Origin of the sequence: Robbsia andropogonis (assembly GCF_000970345.1) — a bacterium.
Lineage (GTDB): Bacteria > Pseudomonadota > Gammaproteobacteria > Burkholderiales > Burkholderiaceae > Robbsia > Robbsia andropogonis.
Genome location: NZ_LAQU01000022.1, coordinates 25,472 through 42,978, shown reverse-complemented (window position 1 = coordinate 42,978; position 17,507 = coordinate 25,472). Strand labels below are relative to the sequence as shown.

General features: G+C 63.7%; 13 protein-coding genes. 4 read left to right on the top strand and 9 right to left on the bottom strand.

Annotation, left to right across the window (positions count from 1 at the left end; all coding sequences use genetic code 11):
• Positions 1-7 precede the first annotated feature (7 nt).
• The 3 genes from WM40_RS18350 to WM40_RS18340 are packed head-to-tail and all read right to left on the bottom strand — an operon-like array spanning position 8 to position 3,647.
• Positions 8-1,609, bottom strand: coding sequence for a hypothetical protein (locus WM40_RS18350; RefSeq protein ID WP_046153595.1), 1,602 nt, complete (start codon positions 1,607-1,609; stop codon positions 8-10).
• Positions 1,606-2,472 (bottom strand): hypothetical protein, encoded by an 867-nt coding sequence (locus WM40_RS18345; protein ID WP_046153594.1) that lies wholly within the window; start codon positions 2,470-2,472, stop codon positions 1,606-1,608. The genes WM40_RS18350 and WM40_RS18345 overlap by 4 nt, the downstream gene beginning before the upstream one ends.
• Positions 2,469-3,647 carry a type IV pilus biogenesis protein PilM gene (locus WM40_RS18340; protein ID WP_157684913.1) on the bottom strand — a complete coding sequence of 393 codons (1,179 nt, stop codon included), beginning with the start codon at positions 3,645-3,647 and terminating at the stop codon, positions 2,469-2,471. Before WM40_RS18340 ends, WM40_RS18345 begins: the two co-directional genes overlap by 4 nt.
• 278 nt (positions 3,648-3,925) lie before the next feature.
• Between WM40_RS18340 and WM40_RS18335 the strand changes: the two genes are divergently transcribed.
• Positions 3,926-6,148 (top strand): penicillin-binding protein 1A, encoded by a 2,223-nt coding sequence (locus WM40_RS18335; RefSeq protein WP_052738397.1) that lies wholly within the window; start codon positions 3,926-3,928, stop codon positions 6,146-6,148.
• An 86-nt stretch (positions 6,149-6,234) separates the two neighbouring features.
• Here WM40_RS18335 and cyaY read toward each other — a convergent pair whose 3' ends face one another.
• Positions 6,235-6,558 carry an iron donor protein CyaY gene (cyaY, locus tag WM40_RS18330; RefSeq protein ID WP_024901965.1) on the bottom strand — a complete coding sequence of 108 codons (324 nt, stop codon included), beginning with the start codon at positions 6,556-6,558 and terminating at the stop codon, positions 6,235-6,237.
• A 136-nt stretch (positions 6,559-6,694) separates the two neighbouring features.
• Between cyaY and lptM the strand changes: the two genes are divergently transcribed.
• The gene (gene lptM, locus WM40_RS32540) at positions 6,695-6,925 is read left to right on the top strand and encodes an LPS translocon maturation chaperone LptM (RefSeq protein WP_046153610.1); all 231 of its coding nucleotides are present in this window, start codon (positions 6,695-6,697) and stop codon (positions 6,923-6,925) included.
• Positions 6,925-8,199, top strand: coding sequence for a diaminopimelate decarboxylase (lysA, locus tag WM40_RS18320; protein WP_024901967.1), 1,275 nt, complete (start codon positions 6,925-6,927; stop codon positions 8,197-8,199). The genes lptM and lysA overlap by 1 nt, the downstream gene beginning before the upstream one ends.
• A gap of 58 nt (positions 8,200-8,257) precedes the next feature.
• Here the strand turns inward: lysA and WM40_RS18315 are convergent, their stop codons facing one another.
• The 4 genes from WM40_RS18315 to WM40_RS18300 form a co-directional block, all read right to left on the bottom strand.
• Positions 8,258-8,986, bottom strand: coding sequence for a protein-methionine-sulfoxide reductase heme-binding subunit MsrQ (locus tag WM40_RS18315; protein WP_024901968.1), 729 nt, complete (start codon positions 8,984-8,986; stop codon positions 8,258-8,260).
• Between the two features lie 13 nt (positions 8,987-8,999).
• Positions 9,000-10,013, bottom strand: coding sequence for a protein-methionine-sulfoxide reductase catalytic subunit MsrP (gene msrP, locus WM40_RS18310; protein WP_024901969.1), 1,014 nt, complete (start codon positions 10,011-10,013; stop codon positions 9,000-9,002).
• Positions 10,014-10,196: 183 nt separating this feature from the next.
• Positions 10,197-11,423, bottom strand: a complete 1,227-nt coding sequence (gene ccsB / locus WM40_RS18305; RefSeq protein ID WP_036007533.1) for a c-type cytochrome biogenesis protein CcsB — start codon at positions 11,421-11,423, stop codon at positions 10,197-10,199.
• A gap of 17 nt (positions 11,424-11,440) precedes the next feature.
• On the bottom strand, positions 11,441-13,702 hold the full coding sequence (locus WM40_RS18300) for a cytochrome c biogenesis protein ResB (RefSeq protein ID WP_046153593.1): 2,262 nt from the start codon (positions 13,700-13,702) through the stop codon (positions 11,441-11,443).
• A 738-nt stretch (positions 13,703-14,440) separates the two neighbouring features.
• On the opposite strand from WM40_RS18300, the gene yihA reads away from it, so the two are divergent.
• Entirely contained in the window at positions 14,441-15,115 is a 675-nt protein-coding gene (gene yihA / locus WM40_RS18290; RefSeq protein WP_046153591.1) for a ribosome biogenesis GTP-binding protein YihA/YsxC, read from the top strand.
• Here yihA and dsbD read toward each other — a convergent pair.
• Positions 15,089-17,311, bottom strand: coding sequence for a protein-disulfide reductase DsbD (dsbD, locus tag WM40_RS18285; protein WP_082102927.1), 2,223 nt, complete (start codon positions 17,309-17,311; stop codon positions 15,089-15,091). The two genes, yihA and dsbD, sit on opposite strands and share 27 nt — an antisense overlap.
• Positions 17,312-17,507 lie beyond the last annotated feature (196 nt).

Below are 17,507 nucleotides of genomic sequence, written 5' to 3'. Positions count from 1 at the left end.
GATCTCGTCATCGAGCATGCCCCGTGTCATCCCGCCGCAGATGCACGACGTGCTCGGCACCGCCCAGCAAGGGTCGCAGCCGCACCGTACTGCCCTCAACGGCGATCAGGTCCGCGTCGGCAAACGTTTCACCGGGACGCACCAATGCGACTTCCATTCCACCGGATGATCCGCCCCCGCGTTGCACAGCCCCGCTAGTAACACGCCGCGCCAACAGGGCGGCACGCCGCCCCCCCGACACGAAAGTGGCCAGCACGACGATATCGGTTTGCGCCTGTCCACGACGTCGGAATGGATTGGCCGGCACCGCGGCATCCGATGCGGCGCGCATGGCGACATCGGCCGCCTTGCCACCGCCAAGCGCCCCTGCGCCGGGCAAAGCAGGTTTTGCCAACCCCGTTCCGGCGCGTGCAATCGATCGATCCGGCACACCAGCGCGCATCACGCGTGGCTTATCCGGATCGAGGAATACCAGCATGGCTTGCAGTTGCAGCCGCGTACCATTGCTGTCGTGGTCCGGCACGATCCGGGCCGCCCGCACGATTACCGGTGGCTGCGTGGCACCCAGGGCTGCAACGAATGCGGCCAGCGGTTCGAACCCGCCCCGCGCCACCATCCGCGCCGTCCGATGCGGCCATGCCCCCAGTACCTCGCTGCCCCCAAAGGCCGACGAACCTGGCAAGGCATCAGCGTCAACACGAGCCGATGGATTGTCGTACGCCGTCGCATCGGCGCGCGCAACTGCAAAGTCGGTCGCCGAGGCAATGCGCGAGGGGTCGCGAGACATCGCATCAGGTAAGGTGGGTACGTCGCGCTGCGATGCGGACCGATCGTCGATCGCAAAAAGATCGATGGCGACATCGCGCCGTTGCCCGATCTCTGAAATCCACTGCGACCACCCCGCATCCACGCGCACCATCGAAGTCGCGTCGGCCACACTGCCAGCATCGTACGCGGCGGCGTTATTCGCCTCACCGACAGGTTCGCTGGCTGCCGGCCGCACCACGTTCGCGTTGATACCGAGGGAACGCCCACGTGCTTGCAACCCGGGCATCGCCAACGCCGCACGCTCTCCGGCGGCGATGGCCGCGTACAACTCGGGGGCGGTCAACGACGCCCACTCCGGAGGAGCGGTCGCCGCACCGTCCCCCGCCGTGGCGGCGCGCGCGCCAGGGGTCGTCGCGTGGGTATCGCCTTGCAGCAGGCGCAAACCAGACGGGGAGAGTCCATCGGTTAATGTCAGGACGCGATCAGAAGCGCCGATCCCGGCTTCTGCAAAAGCCTCGTCCTGAAACAGCGCCGACGAGGAACTGACAAGACCGGCAGGCGCGCCCGCATGGTCAAGCGACAATGCGGCCCTGTCATTTGCCGGCGTACGATGCCATGCGCGGCCACCCATCCAGGCATGGCCCATCAGCGCCACGGCGAGCGCGGCGATACTCGCTATCGCCACCCGTCCGGTCAAGGGCCAGGCATGCAAGGCTACCGGCGCGGCAAACCAAGGCAGTCGGTCCGCCAACCAGGCAAATCGGGGCAACAATGCCGTCGACCATGATTGGCCTTCAATGTCGGCTTTGAAGCCAGCATCGCGCCACGGTGTCCCGGTCATCGCGGCACCGCGGTTGCGCCGCGCGCGAACACGTTGACGCGAAAGCGTACCAGTGCCGAGGCACGCGCAGCGGGGGCCGACAAGCGGCTTGCCCCAAGGCGCCATGCATCGATCGTCACGGCACCCACGCGAGGATCACGTTGCAGGCGCGCCATCCACGCCCGCAACGCGGCATCGTCGTCGGCTATCCCTTGAGCACCAAGCGCAAACGCCGCCGTCCCCGGGACCGTGTCGTCGATCGCGCGCACCCAACCCGCGGTATCCGACGCCAAGCCTTCCTCCGTGGTCGCGACATCTGTCAAGCGGACAGGTGCCTCGTCGGCTTGACGTGGCGCCTCGTGCATCGCGGCGGCGCCATCGCGCGTCACGTCGGCCGGCCACCGGGGTTGGCCCGCCATATGAAAATGCAGACGTTGCAAGGCCAACGCCGGCGTTCCCGCACGTGATAGCGCATCGAGCAAATCGTGCAACGCCCAACGCGGCCCATCGAATCCCGCGAGCACGTGCTGGCGTGCCGCCTCTCTTTCAAGCATGGCGGTCAGCCCCATTGCATCTCGCCAAACCGGCGCCACGGCTCGAACACGCGCCAGCAACCGCACGCGATGGTCGCGTTGATCCTGCGCGGCTATCCGCACGCGCCACGCGCCGATCGCCTCCAACGCGAGCAGCAGTAGCAAGGCGCTCAACGCCGCCGCCAGCCATTCGATCAGATGGCGCCGCCGTGCCGCCGCCAGGCGACGCGCGCGTGGCAAGGCGAGCAGGTCGAAGCCGGCCAAGCCTGGCGTCACATTGCGGACCGTACTCCCCGCCGTCATGAGGTGACGCACGGCGTCCGCCAATGTCGGCCGCGCCCCCACCGTCACGACGTCACGCTCCCGAGCAAACCGTGCAACGCCGCGCCCAGCGCCACCGCACAGTCCATGGCCAACGCCGCAGGCATCACTGCGGCATGGACGTCGCACGCGCTGACGTCGAAACGGATGACCGGATAGCCGCACTTCGCGGACAATGCGGACAGGCCGCCGATCGCATCCATGGCCGCGTCATGCCCGCAGACGATCACCAGCGACGGCAGATGTTGCGGGCTCCGCAACGCGACATGCAGTGCATCGATCCAAGCATCGGCACTGACCGTATCGATCGCGGGCAATGCGCATGACACCGCGGCAACATCGGGTCGATGCGCGGCAAAGGTCCACGCCGCCGCCGCGGTCTCGCTGCACCACACGCATGCGATGCGCATCGGTAACGGACGTTCTTCACCGGTCTCGCCGTCGTCACGGCACTCGGCGCCCACCGACGCGCCCCCCTCTCCGATCGACGTGCTCCGTGCCTGATCGTCTCCCCCTCGCAGACACTGACCGACGACGAAACGGCAGGCGCGCAACGCCGACTCGCCGGCATCGATCACACCTTGCAACGTGGCGCCCGCATGCGCCGCCACCCCTTCACGGACCGCCAGATAATGCGTTTGCGCCGCCGTCAACCGCAGCAGCGTCCGATCGCGCGTCGACGGTTGCCAATCCACCAGCAAGTCGGCGTCGTCGAGCCCACTGATCCGCTGCGCATGCCAGCGTACCCACGGCCCCAACGCATCGATGACATCTTCCGTTTGCGGACGGGTGACGGTATAACCCGGTAACAGCGAGGTCCAGGGAACGTCGCGCGACAGCACGACCGAGGGGCACAGCGCCATCGACAATCCTGGTGCGTCGCCATCCTGGTGCGCCGCCAACGCTGCCCGCAAGATGTGCCCCACCGCGTCCGGCGCAACGATATCGCTGCCGTCGACCAGGCCCGGTGGCAACGCCACATGCCGTATGTCGTCGATACGCACGCGAGGCCCGTCCCCGGGTGCGTTGCTCGCGCCGGAAACGCAGACCAGATGCAAGGCATGGCGATCCAGCTCCACGCCCCATGCGCGCGATATCCGTACGCCTGCGTTCGGCAGTACCCGCGCGGTGCGCACCACACGCTCACGCACGCCCTGCAGCCAGTGCGGCGCATCGCGCCGACTCTTACCCCTATCTGGTCTCACACGTCCTCCGTCCGTCTTGTGGATCGATCGACACGCCAATCGATGCAGCCATTGTCGCGGGCGGCAAGGAAACAAGACAGCTGGCCCGAAGGCGGATGCGAAACGGGATAGGACGATACGACGCGGCGAACCGCGCGCGACGGCTTCCATGGGAGGCGATTCGCATCGCCGTTACTCATGAGCGGGTCAGCCGTGTCACCCGACCATCCCATCCATCACAAACGAGACGGTGTTGACCTAAGACGGACTATAATGACCCTCCAATCTTACAATTTGTAATGTCAAATAATTCAGACCGCAGCGACGATCGTCCCGCGAACGAGGCAAGGACGTCCAGATCGCGCCCAGACGGATCGGGACAGGGGGACGGCAACTCGTCGCCGCACGGCCGTCAGCGCGCGCCACGTCGATCGGCCGGCGCACGGCTGGCGCTAGCACTTGGCCTTTTGTTCGCGGGATTCGCCGGTATCGTGGGATTGATCGGCGCGTTCGTCGTGGTGCTGTGCGTCCAACGACTGCCAACGCTCGAGGTGGTAACCGACTACCAGCCGAAGATCCCGATGCGCATCTACAGCGCCGATCACGTGCTGCTGGGCGAGTTTGGTGAGGAACGCCGGGAATTCATTCATCTGGAGGACGTCCCGATGCCGCTGCGCGAAGCCGTGCTGGCGATCGAGGACGACCGCTTCTACGCACATGGCGGCGTCGACTACACCGGCATCGCGCGGGCGATCGTCGCAAATCTCACGCATGGCAGCCGTCAGGGCGGCAGCACGATCACGATGCAGGTTGCGCGCAACTTCTTCCTGTCGAGCGAAAAGACCTACACACGCAAGGCTTACGAGATCCTGCTGGCGATGAAAATCGAGGCGGCCTTGTCGAAGGACCAGATCCTGGAGCTTTACCTGAACCAGATCTACCTGGGGCAGCGCGCCTATGGTTTTGCCGCCGCGGCGCGCGTGTACTTCGGCAAACCATTGAAAGACCTGTCACTGCCGCAGATGGCGATGCTGGCAGGCTTGCCGAAAGCCCCCTCGACAACCAACCCGATCACCAACCCCGTACGTGCCGAACAGCGCCAACGCGTGGTGCTGAAACGGATGGTCGACCTCGGCTACATCGATCAGCGCGGATATGACGCCGCGCTTGCCGCGCCGCTTGCCTTACGGCCCGCTCCCACGGAAACCCGGGTGGAAGCCAGCTATGTACTCGAACTGATCCGCCAGCAGATGTTGGCGCGCTACCCCCAAGACGCCTATACGCGTGGCTATACGGTGACGACGACCTTGGTTGCCGGCGACCAGGAAGCAGCAAACGAGGCGGTGCGCAAAGCGGTCGATCGCTATGACGGCCGCGTCGGCCCCAAGCAGTCGGCCACGCAAACGCCCGCCACGCCGCGTCCGCCCGGCGTCGAGGCGGCTTTGATCGCGATCACCCCGCAGACCGGGGCCATCCGCGCGATGGTGGGCGGCGCCGACTTCGCGCGAAACCAGTTCAACCATGTGACGCAAGCGTGGCGACAACCCGGCTCCGCGTTTAAGCCATTCATCTATGCGGCGGCGCTGGAGCACGGCATCGGTCCCGCGACGCTGGTTGACGACGGGCCATTCGAACTCGTCGCGGACAAGGCGGGTGGCAAGGCCTGGCGCCCCAAGAACTACGGCGGTACGTTTGGCGAACAGACACCGCTTCGCACCGCACTGATGAAGTCACGCAACCTGGTCACGGTGCGCGTGATGCAGCAGATCGGACCACGCGAGGCGCAGGAGTACGTGGCCCGCTTCGGCTTCGATCCGCAGCGCAATCCCGCGTATTTGTCGACGGCGCTGGGCGCGGGGGCGACCACGCCGCTGCAATTGGCCTCCGCCTACGCGGTGCTGGCCAATGGCGGCTATCGCGTCAATCCATACCTGATCAGCGAAGTGACCACCAATGACGGCACCGTCGTGCTGCAAGCCGCGCCCCATGTCGCGGGCTTCAACGCCCCTCGCGTAATCCCTTCCGGCATCGCCTACATCATCCAGGACATGTTGCACGACACGGCAACGCGTGGGACGGCCGCCGGCACGAATGTACTGCGTCGCACCGACCTGGCGGCCAAGACCGGAACCACGAACGATTCGCGTGACACCTGGTTCGCCGGCTTCCAGCCATCGCTGGTGGCGGTGTCATGGATGGGTTTCGATCAGCCTCGTTCCCTGGGACGACGCGCGACCGGCGCGGGACTCGCGCTGCCAATCTGGAACGACTACATGGCCGCCGCATTGCGGGGCAAGCCGGCCGAGTCGGTGCCAATGCCGTCGGACGTCACCCGCCTCCATGGCGAGCTGTACTATGACGGCAAGGTACCCGGGGCGGGCTTCATCGCCAGCATACCGTTGCCTGGCGCGACGGCGTTCGCCGGGGACACGTTCGCAGGCGCCCAGTCCCCCCCGGCTGCCGCGACGGATGCAGAACGTGCCGACGTGATACGACAGTTCAGTGCGGATCTGCTGGACTGATCAGTTGCCGATCGACGCATCGGGCACGCGGCACGACGGCGCGCCCGCGGCGGGACGCCGCCGCCACCGAACCGCCTCCACGCTCCTTAATCGGCAGCTTGGAACGACACGTCCTCACCGGCGATCTGTGTGGCTTCACGTGACAACACAGCAAAAAACTCGTCGCCGGAGCGGGTATCACGCCACAGCGCCCCGTCGAACTTGAAGTGATAGCCACCGGTCTTCGAGGCGATCCAGATTTCGTGCATCGGCTGCTGCAGGTTGACGATGATCTTCGCGCCGCGCTCGAATTCAAGCGACAGCACATTGCCGCTGCGCTCGCATTCGATGTCCGCTTCGACATCGTCCGCGCCCTGTTCGATTGCCGCCAGAACCGCCTCGGCACGGGCCATATATTCGGTATCGGTCATGCTACACTCCACGCTTGGTTTTTCTGACCATCCAATCATGCGACCCGCCGTGTTCCGTTCCCGCTTCCCCGCCCCCGCCAAGACCCCGAAGGCCCCCAGCCTGAACGTCGCGCAAACCGTTGGCGCGCTGCGCCGCATGTCATCAGCCGCGATTGTAGCCGCTGCGGCATTGCCCCTGCTGGCGGCATGTGGCCAGCGCGGTCCGTTGTACCTGCCCACGGTGCCGCCGTTGCCCGCGCCGCCGCAGGACAGTGCCTACAGCACGCCGAATAACGCCGCTCGCGACGGCAGCGATGAGCCAGGATCATCCGCCTCTGGAACGTCTGGCGCGTCCGGCACGGTGGCGCAACCCACGGGAGCACGGTAATGGCGGGCGCGACATTCACGCCGGGTTTCGACTCGCGCGACGGCACGTTGTACGTCGAGGACTGCCGGGCCGAGACGCTGGCGGAGCAATTCGGCACGCCGCTGTATGTCTACTCGCGCCAGGCGCTGACGCAGGCCTATCAGGCTTATGCGCGCGCCTGCGAAGGCCGTCGAGCCACGGTGCATTATGCGATCAAGGCCAATAGCAACCTGGCCGTCTTGAATGTCTTCGCGCGCCTGGGCGCGGGCTTCGACATCGTTTCGGCCGGTGAAATGGCCCGCGTGCTGGCCGCTGGCGGCACCGCGGACCGGATCGTGTTCTCCGGCGTCGGCAAGCATCGCGACGAAATGCGCGCGGCGCTGGAAGCCGGCGTCAAATGCTTCAACGTCGAGTCGGTCCCGGAACTGCATCGCCTGCAATCGGTCGCTGCGTCGATGGGCGTGCATGCGCCAGTGTCGCTCCGTGTGAACCCGGACGTCGATCCCAAGACGCATCCTTATATTTCCACCGGGCTGAAAGGGAATAAATTCGGTGTCGCTTTCGCCGATGCCCGCGCGGTCTACCGCGAAGCCGGCGCCATGCCGAATCTCCGTGTGGTAGGGATCGATTGCCATATCGGCTCGCAGATCACCGAACCATCGCCCTATCTGGACGCCATCGATCGCATCTGCGCACTGGTCTCGGAAATCGAAGCCGACGGTGCACGCATCGCGCATATCGATGTAGGCGGCGGTTTGGGTATCTGCTACAACGATGAAACGCCGCCCGATATCGGCGCGTTCGTCACGATGGTACTCGACCGTCTGACCGAACGCGGTCACGGGCACCGGGAAGTCGTGTTCGAACCGGGCCGGTCACTGGTGGGGAATGCCGGCGTGCTATTGACGCGCGTCGAATACCTGAAGCCGGGCGAGACGAAGAACTTCGCGATCGTCGATGCGGCGATGAACGATCTGGCGCGTCCCGCGATGTACCAGGCGTATCATGCGATCGACCCTGTGACCCCGCGCGGTACCAGCACCACATGCTATGACGTGGTGGGTCCGGTCTGTGAAAGCGGTGACTGGCTCGGTCGCGACCGCGATCTGGCCCTCGCCGAAGGTGACCTGCTTGCGGTGCGCTCGGCTGGCGCCTACGCGTTCACGATGAGCTCGAACTACAACACACGCCCGCGCGCCGCGGAGATTCTTGTCGACGGTAGCCAGGCGCACGTCGCCCGCGCACGCGAAACGGTGCAGTCGCTATTTGCCGGTGAGCACATCCTGCCGGACTGAGTATCAGTTTCGGCGCACAGCGTGATGGCATCGCGATCACGCTGCGCCGCCGCCTTGATCAAGGCCGTCGCGCGCCCGGCGTGCGGTGCATCAATGCCCATCCCACCCTGAACAGCAGCAATACGGCAACGACGATCAGGTAGATCTTCGGTTGCGACAAGTCGTTCTTTCCCGCCTTCATCCACCAGAAGTGCAGCACGGCGAAACCTGCCGCCGCGTACACGGCGCGATGCAAGGTCAACCAACGTCGTCCGAGTTGACGCACCACCGCCTTCGGTGACGTTGCCGCAAGCACCAGCAAGATCACGAACGAGACAAAGCCAACCAGGATGAACGGCCGCTGCACGACGTCGCGCACCATTGACGAGAGATCGAAGAATTCGTCGAACCACACGTAGGTGATAAGGTGCAGCAACGCGTAGAAAAACGCAAACAAGCCGATCATCCGGCGTAACCGCAATAGCCAGGTCCATCCGGTGAGATGACGCGCCGGCGTCACCGCCAGCGTGATGCAGATCCAGACCAGCGACCAGGTGCCGGTCGAATACTGGATGAACTGCACGGGATTCGCGGTCAAGCCGTCGGTGAAGCCCAACGTGACGAGTCGCATCAGCGGGTAGAGCCCGAAGAGAAAAACCAAGGGCTTGAGCCAACGCATGCGCAGATCCGTCCGAGACGGCGCGCGCCGCGTAGCCGGTACGCGTTGCGGTGTCGCGGCGCTGTTTTTCACAGCGCGTGTATCGCCAGTCCGGTCTGCCGGTGCGAGAGTCGATTCCTGTTTTGTCATGCGGCCCCCGGCGTCAGAAGTTCTTCCGCAGATCCATGCCCTGATACAACGACGCTACCTGGTCATAGCCGTTGTACATCAGCGTCGGCCGCTTCGGCGTGAACAGCCCCCCCTCGCCAATGCGCCGCTCCGTTGCCTGACTCCAGCGTGGGTGATCGACGTGCGGATTCACATTCGAATAGAAACCGTACTCCTGGGGCGCCAGCTGATGCCACGACGTGGCCGGTTCACGATCGACAAAGCGAATCGCCACGATCGACTTCGCACTCTTGAAGCCGTATTTCCATGGCACGACGATCCGCACCGGCGCGCCATCCTGCTTCGGCAGCACCTCGCCGTAGAGACCAAACGTCAACAGTGTCAGTGGATGCATGGCTTCGTCCATCCGCAGCCCTTCGACATATGGCCATTGCAGGATATCGGCGCTCAATCCTGGCATCTGCTTCGGGTCGTTCAGCGTCACGAACTGTACGTATTTCGCATCGTTGGTTGGCTGTACCTGCTTGATCAGCGCCGCCAGCGGGTAGCCGATCCATGGGATCACCATCGACCAGCCCTCCACGCAGCGCATCCGATAGATGCGCTCTTCTTGCGGCGCCAGTTTCACCAACTTGTCGATGTCATAGGTACCGGGACGCGCCACCAGCCCTTCTACCCTGACCGTCCAGGGCCGCGTCTGCAGCGTATGCGCATTACGCGCTGGATCGGCCTTGTCCGTGCCGAACTCGTAAAAATTGTTGTAGCTGGTGATGTCCTTGAACGATGTGACGTTGTCCGTCACCCGATACGTCGCATTCGGTATCGCCGGCAATTTCTGCGCACCGGAATTCGCTTGCAATCCTTGGGCCGCCGCCGCATTGGCCAGTGACGGCAGCATCCCTGCAGCGGATGTCAACGCCCCCGCTCCCGCGAGTTGCAACGCCTGCCGGATAACCTGGCGACGGGACTGGAACAACGCCTGCGGGGTGATTTCACTGCGGGGAATATCGTCGCCGCGTAATGCGGCGATGTCGCGCCTGCTGGTCATGGCCAAGGCTCCTCGCACCGCTCGCGTGGCGCGGCGCAATGCAAAACGGCGATGCCGAAGCATCGCCGCGAGTTCGGAATGACCCTAGCTTACCGCAGTTGCCCGCGTCGATGGATGACATTCATGTCATCCACTCGGGGAGCGTTCACCGTGTCGTTTTCCGGTCGCCGCGTTGCGTTTCGCCTACAGCTTGCCGTAACTATGCAAACCCGACAGGAACATGTTCACGCCTAGGAAGGCAAAGGTCGTGACGACCAGTCCCGTCAACGCCCACCACGCCGCAGGTGCGCCGCGCAGGCCCTTCATCAGCCGCATATGCAACCAGGCCGCGTAGTTCAGCCAGACGATCAGCGCCCACGTTTCCTTCGGGTCCCAGCTCCAATAGCCGCCCCATGCCTGCGCCGCCCACAAAGCGCCCAGGATCGTCGCAATCGTGAAGAACGTGAAACCGATGGCGATCGATTTGTACATCAGATCGTCCAGCAGATCGAACGATGGCAGGCGATCGGCCAGCACGCCGCGCGCCTTCAGCAGCCATGCCACCGAGACCATCGCGGACAATGCAAACGAGCCATAACCGATGAAGTTCGCCGGCACGTGAATCTTCATCCACCAGCTTTGCAGCGCCGGCACCAGCGGCTGAATCTGGCCCGCGTCACGCGCAACCGAATACCACATCAGAAAACCGACGGCGGCCGAGATCACCAGCAGCACGAACGCACCCAGCGCCCGCGTGTTGTATAACCCTTCGTAGTAGAGGTAGAACAACGACGTGATCAGGCAGAACAGCACGAACACTTCGTACAGGTTCGAGATGGGGATATGTCCGACATCGGTGCCGATCAGGTAAGACTCGTACCACCGCACCATCAGGCCGACAAAACCCGCCAGTACCGCGACCCACAGCATCCGCGACGCAATCGCCGATGACGACGGTGCACGGAACAGCAGGCCCAGCCAGTAGAACACCGTCGAGAGCACCAGCAAGGCGCTCATCCAGAGAATTGCCGATTGGCTCGACAGCAGGTACTTGAGCAGGAACAGTTGGTCCGCATTCGCCAGATTGCCCTGATACAGCTGAATTGCCGACAACGCGAACCCTGCAATCAGCACGACCAGCAATCGGACCGGCTTCCAGAACCACCCGAGCGTGATGACGGCAGGCGTCGCGCACACCAGCACGGCCTTGTCATAGTAGTTCGTGTACGCGTGGAAGCGATAAATCGAAAAGCCCGCGCCCGCGACCAGCAACAGCGCATAGACGATGTCGACCACGCTCAGGCGGCGCCAGAACGCATCCCGCGCAAAGGGGAGCGGCTGGTTCGGATCGTTCAAGGGTGACCCCGACGGGGTACCGGACTGATCGCGCCCGAGCGGTGCGCTCGAACTGGAGGTAGGGTGTGAGGCCATGATCTCTGCGAGGTAGGTCACTTCGTTGTCGTATCGGACGCCGCATCGCTCGCGTCCGAAGGCGTATGCGACGGGGTGTCCGAATCAGGCGTCGCCGCGGGGATTGCCGCATCGTCATGCGCGTCGGGAGCCACGGTCTGGCGCACCGCGTCGCGCATGCGCACGTATTCTTTCTCGAAATCCATCGTCCGCCGCGCGGTCGACATCGCCATCAGCACATGCGTGCGCGTATCGCCGGCCGGACGCAGCCAGATCCAGACACGGCGCTCGCGAACGTAGAACATGGCAAAAATGCCGAGCACCAGCATGAGCGAACCGAGGTACACGATACGCTCGCCCGGCGCCCGTGTCAGTTGGAATACCGACGCCTGCACCTGGTGGAAATTATCCAACTGCAGGAAAACCGGGGCGCCGTAGTAAAAGCTGTCGGAAAGCGCGTTGATCGTGTTCTGGACAAACCGCATGTGCGGCGCGTCGGGTTGCAGCGGCGGTTCGCCTGCCTTTGCGCGGGCGAGTTGCCACAAGTCCCAGACGCTGCCCTCCAGCATCCGCAACAACAGGCCTGCCGCCTTCTCCCGGTCCGGCGCCGGCACGGACCCTTCGATGAAGTTTGCAACGGCCGGAAAGCCGCCGGCTGCCTGTACCGGCTGTCCCGCGAGCGTCGAGCCGTCGGCCTGCACGCCGGCGAACAGGTTCAGCACACGAATCGCACTCTCGCGCAAATTGTCCGCCAGTTGCGCATTGGCGGCGTTGGGCGCGGCGCCGGCTCCCACCGACCGATCGGCGAAAGCGCGTGCGGCCGCCCCGCGCAACGCCGGGTCCTGCAGCGCCGCGCGCACCAGCATCCACTGCTTCACCGAACTTTCGTCGTCAGCCGGAATCCGTAGGTATCGGAACGGCGCATCCGGCTGTTCCCGCATGCCGGCGAGGAACATCGGCGCGCCATTGACCAACGTCGGCACCATGTAGTTGTTGAACTCACGGGCTTGTCCGGCACTGTCGCGAATCTTGTACTGGATGGACGGACCGATATTGTGCAGGTTTTCCGACGTCACGCTCTTCGCGCCGGAGCCGAGCCGCTCATCCAGCGCATGCTGGAAACCCGACTGTCGCGCCACGCCGCGCGCATCGGTCTTGCCGCTGCCGTCGGTCAGGTTTTCCACGTTGATGGCGCGGAAGTCCGAGAACTCGATCGTATCGCCGTCGGGCAAGGTTGTCGTGCCGCCGATGGTGCCCTTGTATGGCGCGGCCTTCACGGCGGTGCCTTGCATCGGATAGCCGGTCAGCTCGAGCGTCGTTCCGCCATCCTCGAAGCTCGACTGATAGATCGATACCCCGTCGTAGGTGAACGGCTTGTTCACCTCGACGCGGGCCGGCGTGCGCTTACCGGTCTGGCGATCGATCACGACGATATCGCTGGCGAACAGCTTTGGCATTCCCGTCGAATAGTAATCGACGATGAATTTGTTCAACTGGATCGAAAACGGTAGGTCCTGCAGCAGGATGCCGTCTTTTTCATTCAGAATCGCCGTGGAAACGTATTGACCTTCAGGCACCCACGCATAGCCGCGAAAACTCGGATTTTGCGGCCAGAGGCGGTGTTCGGGACCGATCTGCGCGATGGGCGCATTGGTCACCACCGGCGACTTGCCGAACAGCCAAACCTGCATCCGCACCATCAGGCCGCTGTCGAGCAAGCCGCCGATACAGATGACCACAATAGCCAGGTGGGCCAGGATATAGCCCACGCGCGTGAACGCGCCCCGCTTCGCGGAGATCAGCGTGGCACCGCTGTCGGTGCCCTCCGCTTCGCGCGTCCTCGTCTTGTAACCGGCGCGAACAAGTAACTGCTCGCAGGCATGCACGGCATCGCGCTGGACGGCCGGCGACGCGTATTCGTCGTGATGATGGAAGGCGCGCAGGCTGTTTTCGCGCACCCTGTCCTTCCAATTGCGCGTGTCGGCGATCATCTTCGGCCCGTTGCGCGTGACGCACAGCGAGATCGAGATGATCAGGAACGCCAGAATCAACATGAACCACCAGGCGCTGTACACGTTGTACATGTCCAGCGAACGGAAGATATCGGCCCAGAAAGGACCGAACTGGTTCACATAATTCGGATAAGGATCATTCTGCTTGATCACGGTGCCGATGATGCTGGCAATGGCCAGGATCGTCAGCAACGCGATGGCGAACCGCATCGATGCAAAAAGATCGATGAGGCTACGCCGCGTCCGGTCAAACCGCGAGGAACGGGCGCTGGCTGGGGTGGAACGCATTCAAACTCCGCGAGACAAAATCGGGCGCAACCACGGGGCGTGCCCACCGCGTCATGAAGCCGCGAGCGCCTACGCCACGGTTACCAAAAAAAGCGCGTATTCGCACGTCCAGCATGGCTTCGCAAAGCGGGCGTATTGTACAATAAAGTCTGTTTTTCCCTTGATTTGCCAATGGTTAGGGGCGGACGGAATGTCGCGGCAGGGAAACAATGGCGGTCGTCGTGACGGGCTTCGGAACGAGAATGCAATGTAATCGCCCGGTAACGGTCACTCTCCCGACATAATCGAACTGTTTGGCCCTTGGCGAAAGCGCGCAAGACCACGGTACGGGTGCGACAACAAGCCTGCATTTGCCCTGCATCCTTGGTATCGACTGCTTTCAATGCACTGCGCTACGTCGGCATTGTGCAGGGATGGCGACCTGTCGGGCGGTCCACGCACGGTGCCCGCGTCCCTGGTGACGAGGCGGAGGAATGGCCGGCGTATTTCGCACGACGCTTTCGTCATGTGTTCGTCAGGTCCCTGTGCCGATCGGCAATGCCAGCGACGAGCCGCGTTCCGCCAGCAGAACCTCGACTTTCGCTGCCGCGTCAATTTGACGCAGTCATCACGGGTCCGGGTCTTGGTGCCTTCGCCGTTTATCCCTCGAAGTGAAATGGGTATCCAGCGACCATACCGGCAGTCCTTCAGTATCGCTGTTTTTTGTGTTTTCTAACGCGCTTCGGCGCGGAGTCCGTCATGCCGTCGTCGTATCTGCTGCACCAATCGCGCTTCTTCGTCACCGTGAATCATCTCCGGGACCTGCCCCCCACCCCGCAACCCGAGGTCGCGTTCGCGGGTCGCTCGAATGCGGGCAAGTCGAGCGCGATCAACGTGCTTTGCAATCAACGTCGATTGGCGTTCGCAAGTAAGACCCCCGGTCGTACCCAACATATCAACTACTTCGAAGTCGGGCCGCAGGACGAGCGCGCCGGCTTTGTCGTTGATCTGCCAGGGTACGGTTATGCCCAAGTACCGGGTGAAGCCAAGAAACACTGGGAAGCCTTGTTGAGCAGCTACATGCGACTCCGTCCGCAATTGCGCGGCATGGTGCTGGTCATGGACTCGCGACGTCCATGTACCGATCTCGACGTCCGGATGATCGATTGGTTTGCGGTCACCGGCAAGCCGATCCACATGCTGCTGACCAAGGCCGACAAACTGAATCGACAGGAAAGCCAGCAGGCCCTGCGCAAGACGCGCGCGCTGATCGATCGCTATAACGAAGCGAGCGGCGAGGAACAACTGACGGTGCAGCTTTTTTCGATGCTCAAGCGTGTGGGATTGGAGGAAGCACACGCAAAGGTCGAAAGCTGGATCAAACCGCCGGCGCCGGTCGAGGATGGATCAGCGGCCCCCGTTGCCGCTGAATAAGCCTGCCGCCTTGGTGTTGGTCTCAGCTACGTCAGCCGCCTGGGTCGCCGATTGTTCCGCCAAGGCACGGGCCAATGGCGTGTCGGCACCTACCGATGCCGCCGTCGCCCTGTTCGACCCCGCATCGGCTTTTTGCGCGGTTTGCAATACTCGCTGCAGCGTGGCGGCGAAGCGATCCGCCGGCTGATAGCCCATCACCCGTAACGCGGTCAGTTCGCGGCCATGTGCATCGTAAAAGATGACCGCCGGCGGCCCGAACATGCCGAAGTGTTTCATCAACGCCTGATCGTCGGAATTATTCGCCGTCACGTCTGCTTGCAACAATGCAAAAGACTGCAAGGCGGTATGCACCGCGGGCTGCGGAAACACCAGACGCTCCATCTCCACACAGCTCGTGCACCAATCAGCGTGGAAGAACAGCATCGTCGGACGACCGGCTGCGGCCGTGGCGCGTTGCAGTTCTTTTAGAGACCGAACCTTGGCAAAGGGCAATCCCGCCATGTCCGCACTGTCGCCGGCACCAGCGGCCCGCGACGACGTATTACGCGAGACGCTGTCGGCAGCACCCACGGGCATCGCCACACCGGCAAATACAGCCAACGGCCGCATCGGATCGCGGGCCCCCGCCAAAGCCCCAGCGATCAATGCGGCCGCGCAGCCCGCGAATAGCCAACCCAACGCCCGCCCCAACACCCGCCAGGCGATGCAGCCGATGGCCGACGTGCTCGCTGCACCGCCAATGGGCACGACACCCAGGCAACAGGCACCTACCAAGGCGACGAACGCCCACCCCAGCAGTACGAGCGCGGCGGGTAGCACCGGTGCCGTGACCCACACCGCCGCCGCCATCAACAGTACGCCGAACGCGCGCTTGACGCTGTCCATCCACAGGCCCGCGCGGGGTAACAAGGCGCCAGCGCCCAACCCCACCACCAGCAGCGGCACGCCAAGTCCCCAAGCCATCGCAAACAAAGAAACGCCGCCCAGGAACACATTTCCGGTCTGTGCGATGAACGCCAGCACGCCGAACAGCGGCGCCGTCATGCACGCCCCGACGAGCAGGGCCGACAGGGCCCCCATCACCAGGACGCTGAGAACGCGGCCACCCCGCAATCGGCTCGACGCGGCGGACACACGGCTCTGCCAGGCCCCCGGCAACTGCAATTCGAACGCGCCGAGCAAGGAAACGGCGAACACCAGCAGCAACACGCCGAAGGCGCCGAGCACCCAGGGGTTCTGCAACGCCGCATTCAGGCTTGCCCCGGCGAGCGCGGCCGCGATGCCGAACACGGTATAGACAATTGCCATGCCGAGGATGTAGGTCGCCGACAGCGCGAGCCCGCGCCATCGGGTCAGCGCGGCGCCCTCACCGAGGATGATCGACGAGAGGATCGGAATCATCGGCAGGGAACATGGCAGCAGACTCAACGCCGCCCCCAATACAAAAAAGATCGCGATTACCGCTGGCAGGCTACGGCCTTCCAATACATGCATCGCATACGCTTGATCGTAAAGGCTGTCGGTAACCGAGGCAGGTACATCGCCGGCAACCAACGCCGGGTCGGCTGCGGTGTCCGTGATCGCCTCCCCCTCCGCGGCCGGCTTCAGCGCGACACCTGCCACATGCACCTGGTGATGGATCGGCGGATAGCAGACGCCTTTATCCGAGCAGCCCTGCGAGGTCACATCGAGATCGAACGGACCTTGCGCGCTTGTCACCGGCACGGTGATGTGCAGCGTCCCCCGATAGGTCTCGACGTCTTTGTTGAACGTCTGGTCGAACTTGACCATACCGGGAGGAAGTTGCGCCGCGCCCAGGGTGGCCTGGCCGGCAATGACCGTGTACGCGAAACGCTCACGATACAGGTAATAGTCTGGCGCGATCCGATACTGCAATTGGACTGCGCCCGGCACTTCGCTGGATTGGAATCGAAACGCCTCAGACGGATCGAGAAACCCGTCGTCGGCGTAGGCAACAGCAGGCAGCGCGAAAACCAATAACAGCAGCAGTGGCGTTAGCGCAAGACCACCGCGGAAGATCGCTTGCGCGGCACGGTGCAGGCTTTGGCGCAGACGCACGCGCCAGCGTGCCGTGCGGATGGTTGTACCGAGTACGGGCACACGGTCCAAAAGAAGAAAACACCGGGCACCGCGCTTGTCGGCATGCGGCGGCCGTCGGTACAAAAACACGGGCATTCTCGAGATCGCCATCAAAAAGCAGATTGTAACGGCTGGGCACCGCCGCCAAGATGAAACGTGCCTCCACATCAAGACCAATGGCGCACCACGCAACGTCATGCGACCCGCCATAAAACATCCGCGCGCGCATGAAGGCCAGGGGTGCCCGACGATTCTACCCGCTTCACGTCATCGACTTCGCTTTGGCCACGGA

Coding starts and splice junctions, on each gene's coding strand:
- WM40_RS18350 (WP_046153595.1), bottom strand. CDS start 1,609: ATGACCGGGACACCGTGGCGCGATGCTGGCTTCAAAGCCGACATTGAA.
- WM40_RS18335 (WP_052738397.1), top strand. CDS start 3,926: ATGTCAAATAATTCAGACCGCAGCGACGATCGTCCCGCGAACGAGGCA.
- cyaY (WP_024901965.1), bottom strand. CDS start 6,558: ATGACCGATACCGAATATATGGCCCGTGCCGAGGCGGTTCTGGCGGCA.
- lptM (WP_046153610.1), top strand. CDS start 6,695: ATGTCATCAGCCGCGATTGTAGCCGCTGCGGCATTGCCCCTGCTGGCG.
- lysA (WP_024901967.1), top strand. CDS start 6,925: ATGGCGGGCGCGACATTCACGCCGGGTTTCGACTCGCGCGACGGCACG.
- WM40_RS18315 (WP_024901968.1), bottom strand. CDS start 8,986: ATGACAAAACAGGAATCGACTCTCGCACCGGCAGACCGGACTGGCGAT.
- msrP (WP_024901969.1), bottom strand. CDS start 10,013: ATGACCAGCAGGCGCGACATCGCCGCATTACGCGGCGACGATATTCCC.
- ccsB (WP_036007533.1), bottom strand. CDS start 11,423: ATGGCCTCACACCCTACCTCCAGTTCGAGCGCACCGCTCGGGCGCGAT.
- WM40_RS18300 (WP_046153593.1), bottom strand. CDS start 13,702: ATGCGTTCCACCCCAGCCAGCGCCCGTTCCTCGCGGTTTGACCGGACG.
- yihA (WP_046153591.1), top strand. CDS start 14,441: ATGCCGTCGTCGTATCTGCTGCACCAATCGCGCTTCTTCGTCACCGTG.
- dsbD (WP_082102927.1), bottom strand. CDS start 17,311: ATGCCCGTGTTTTTGTACCGACGGCCGCCGCATGCCGACAAGCGCGGT.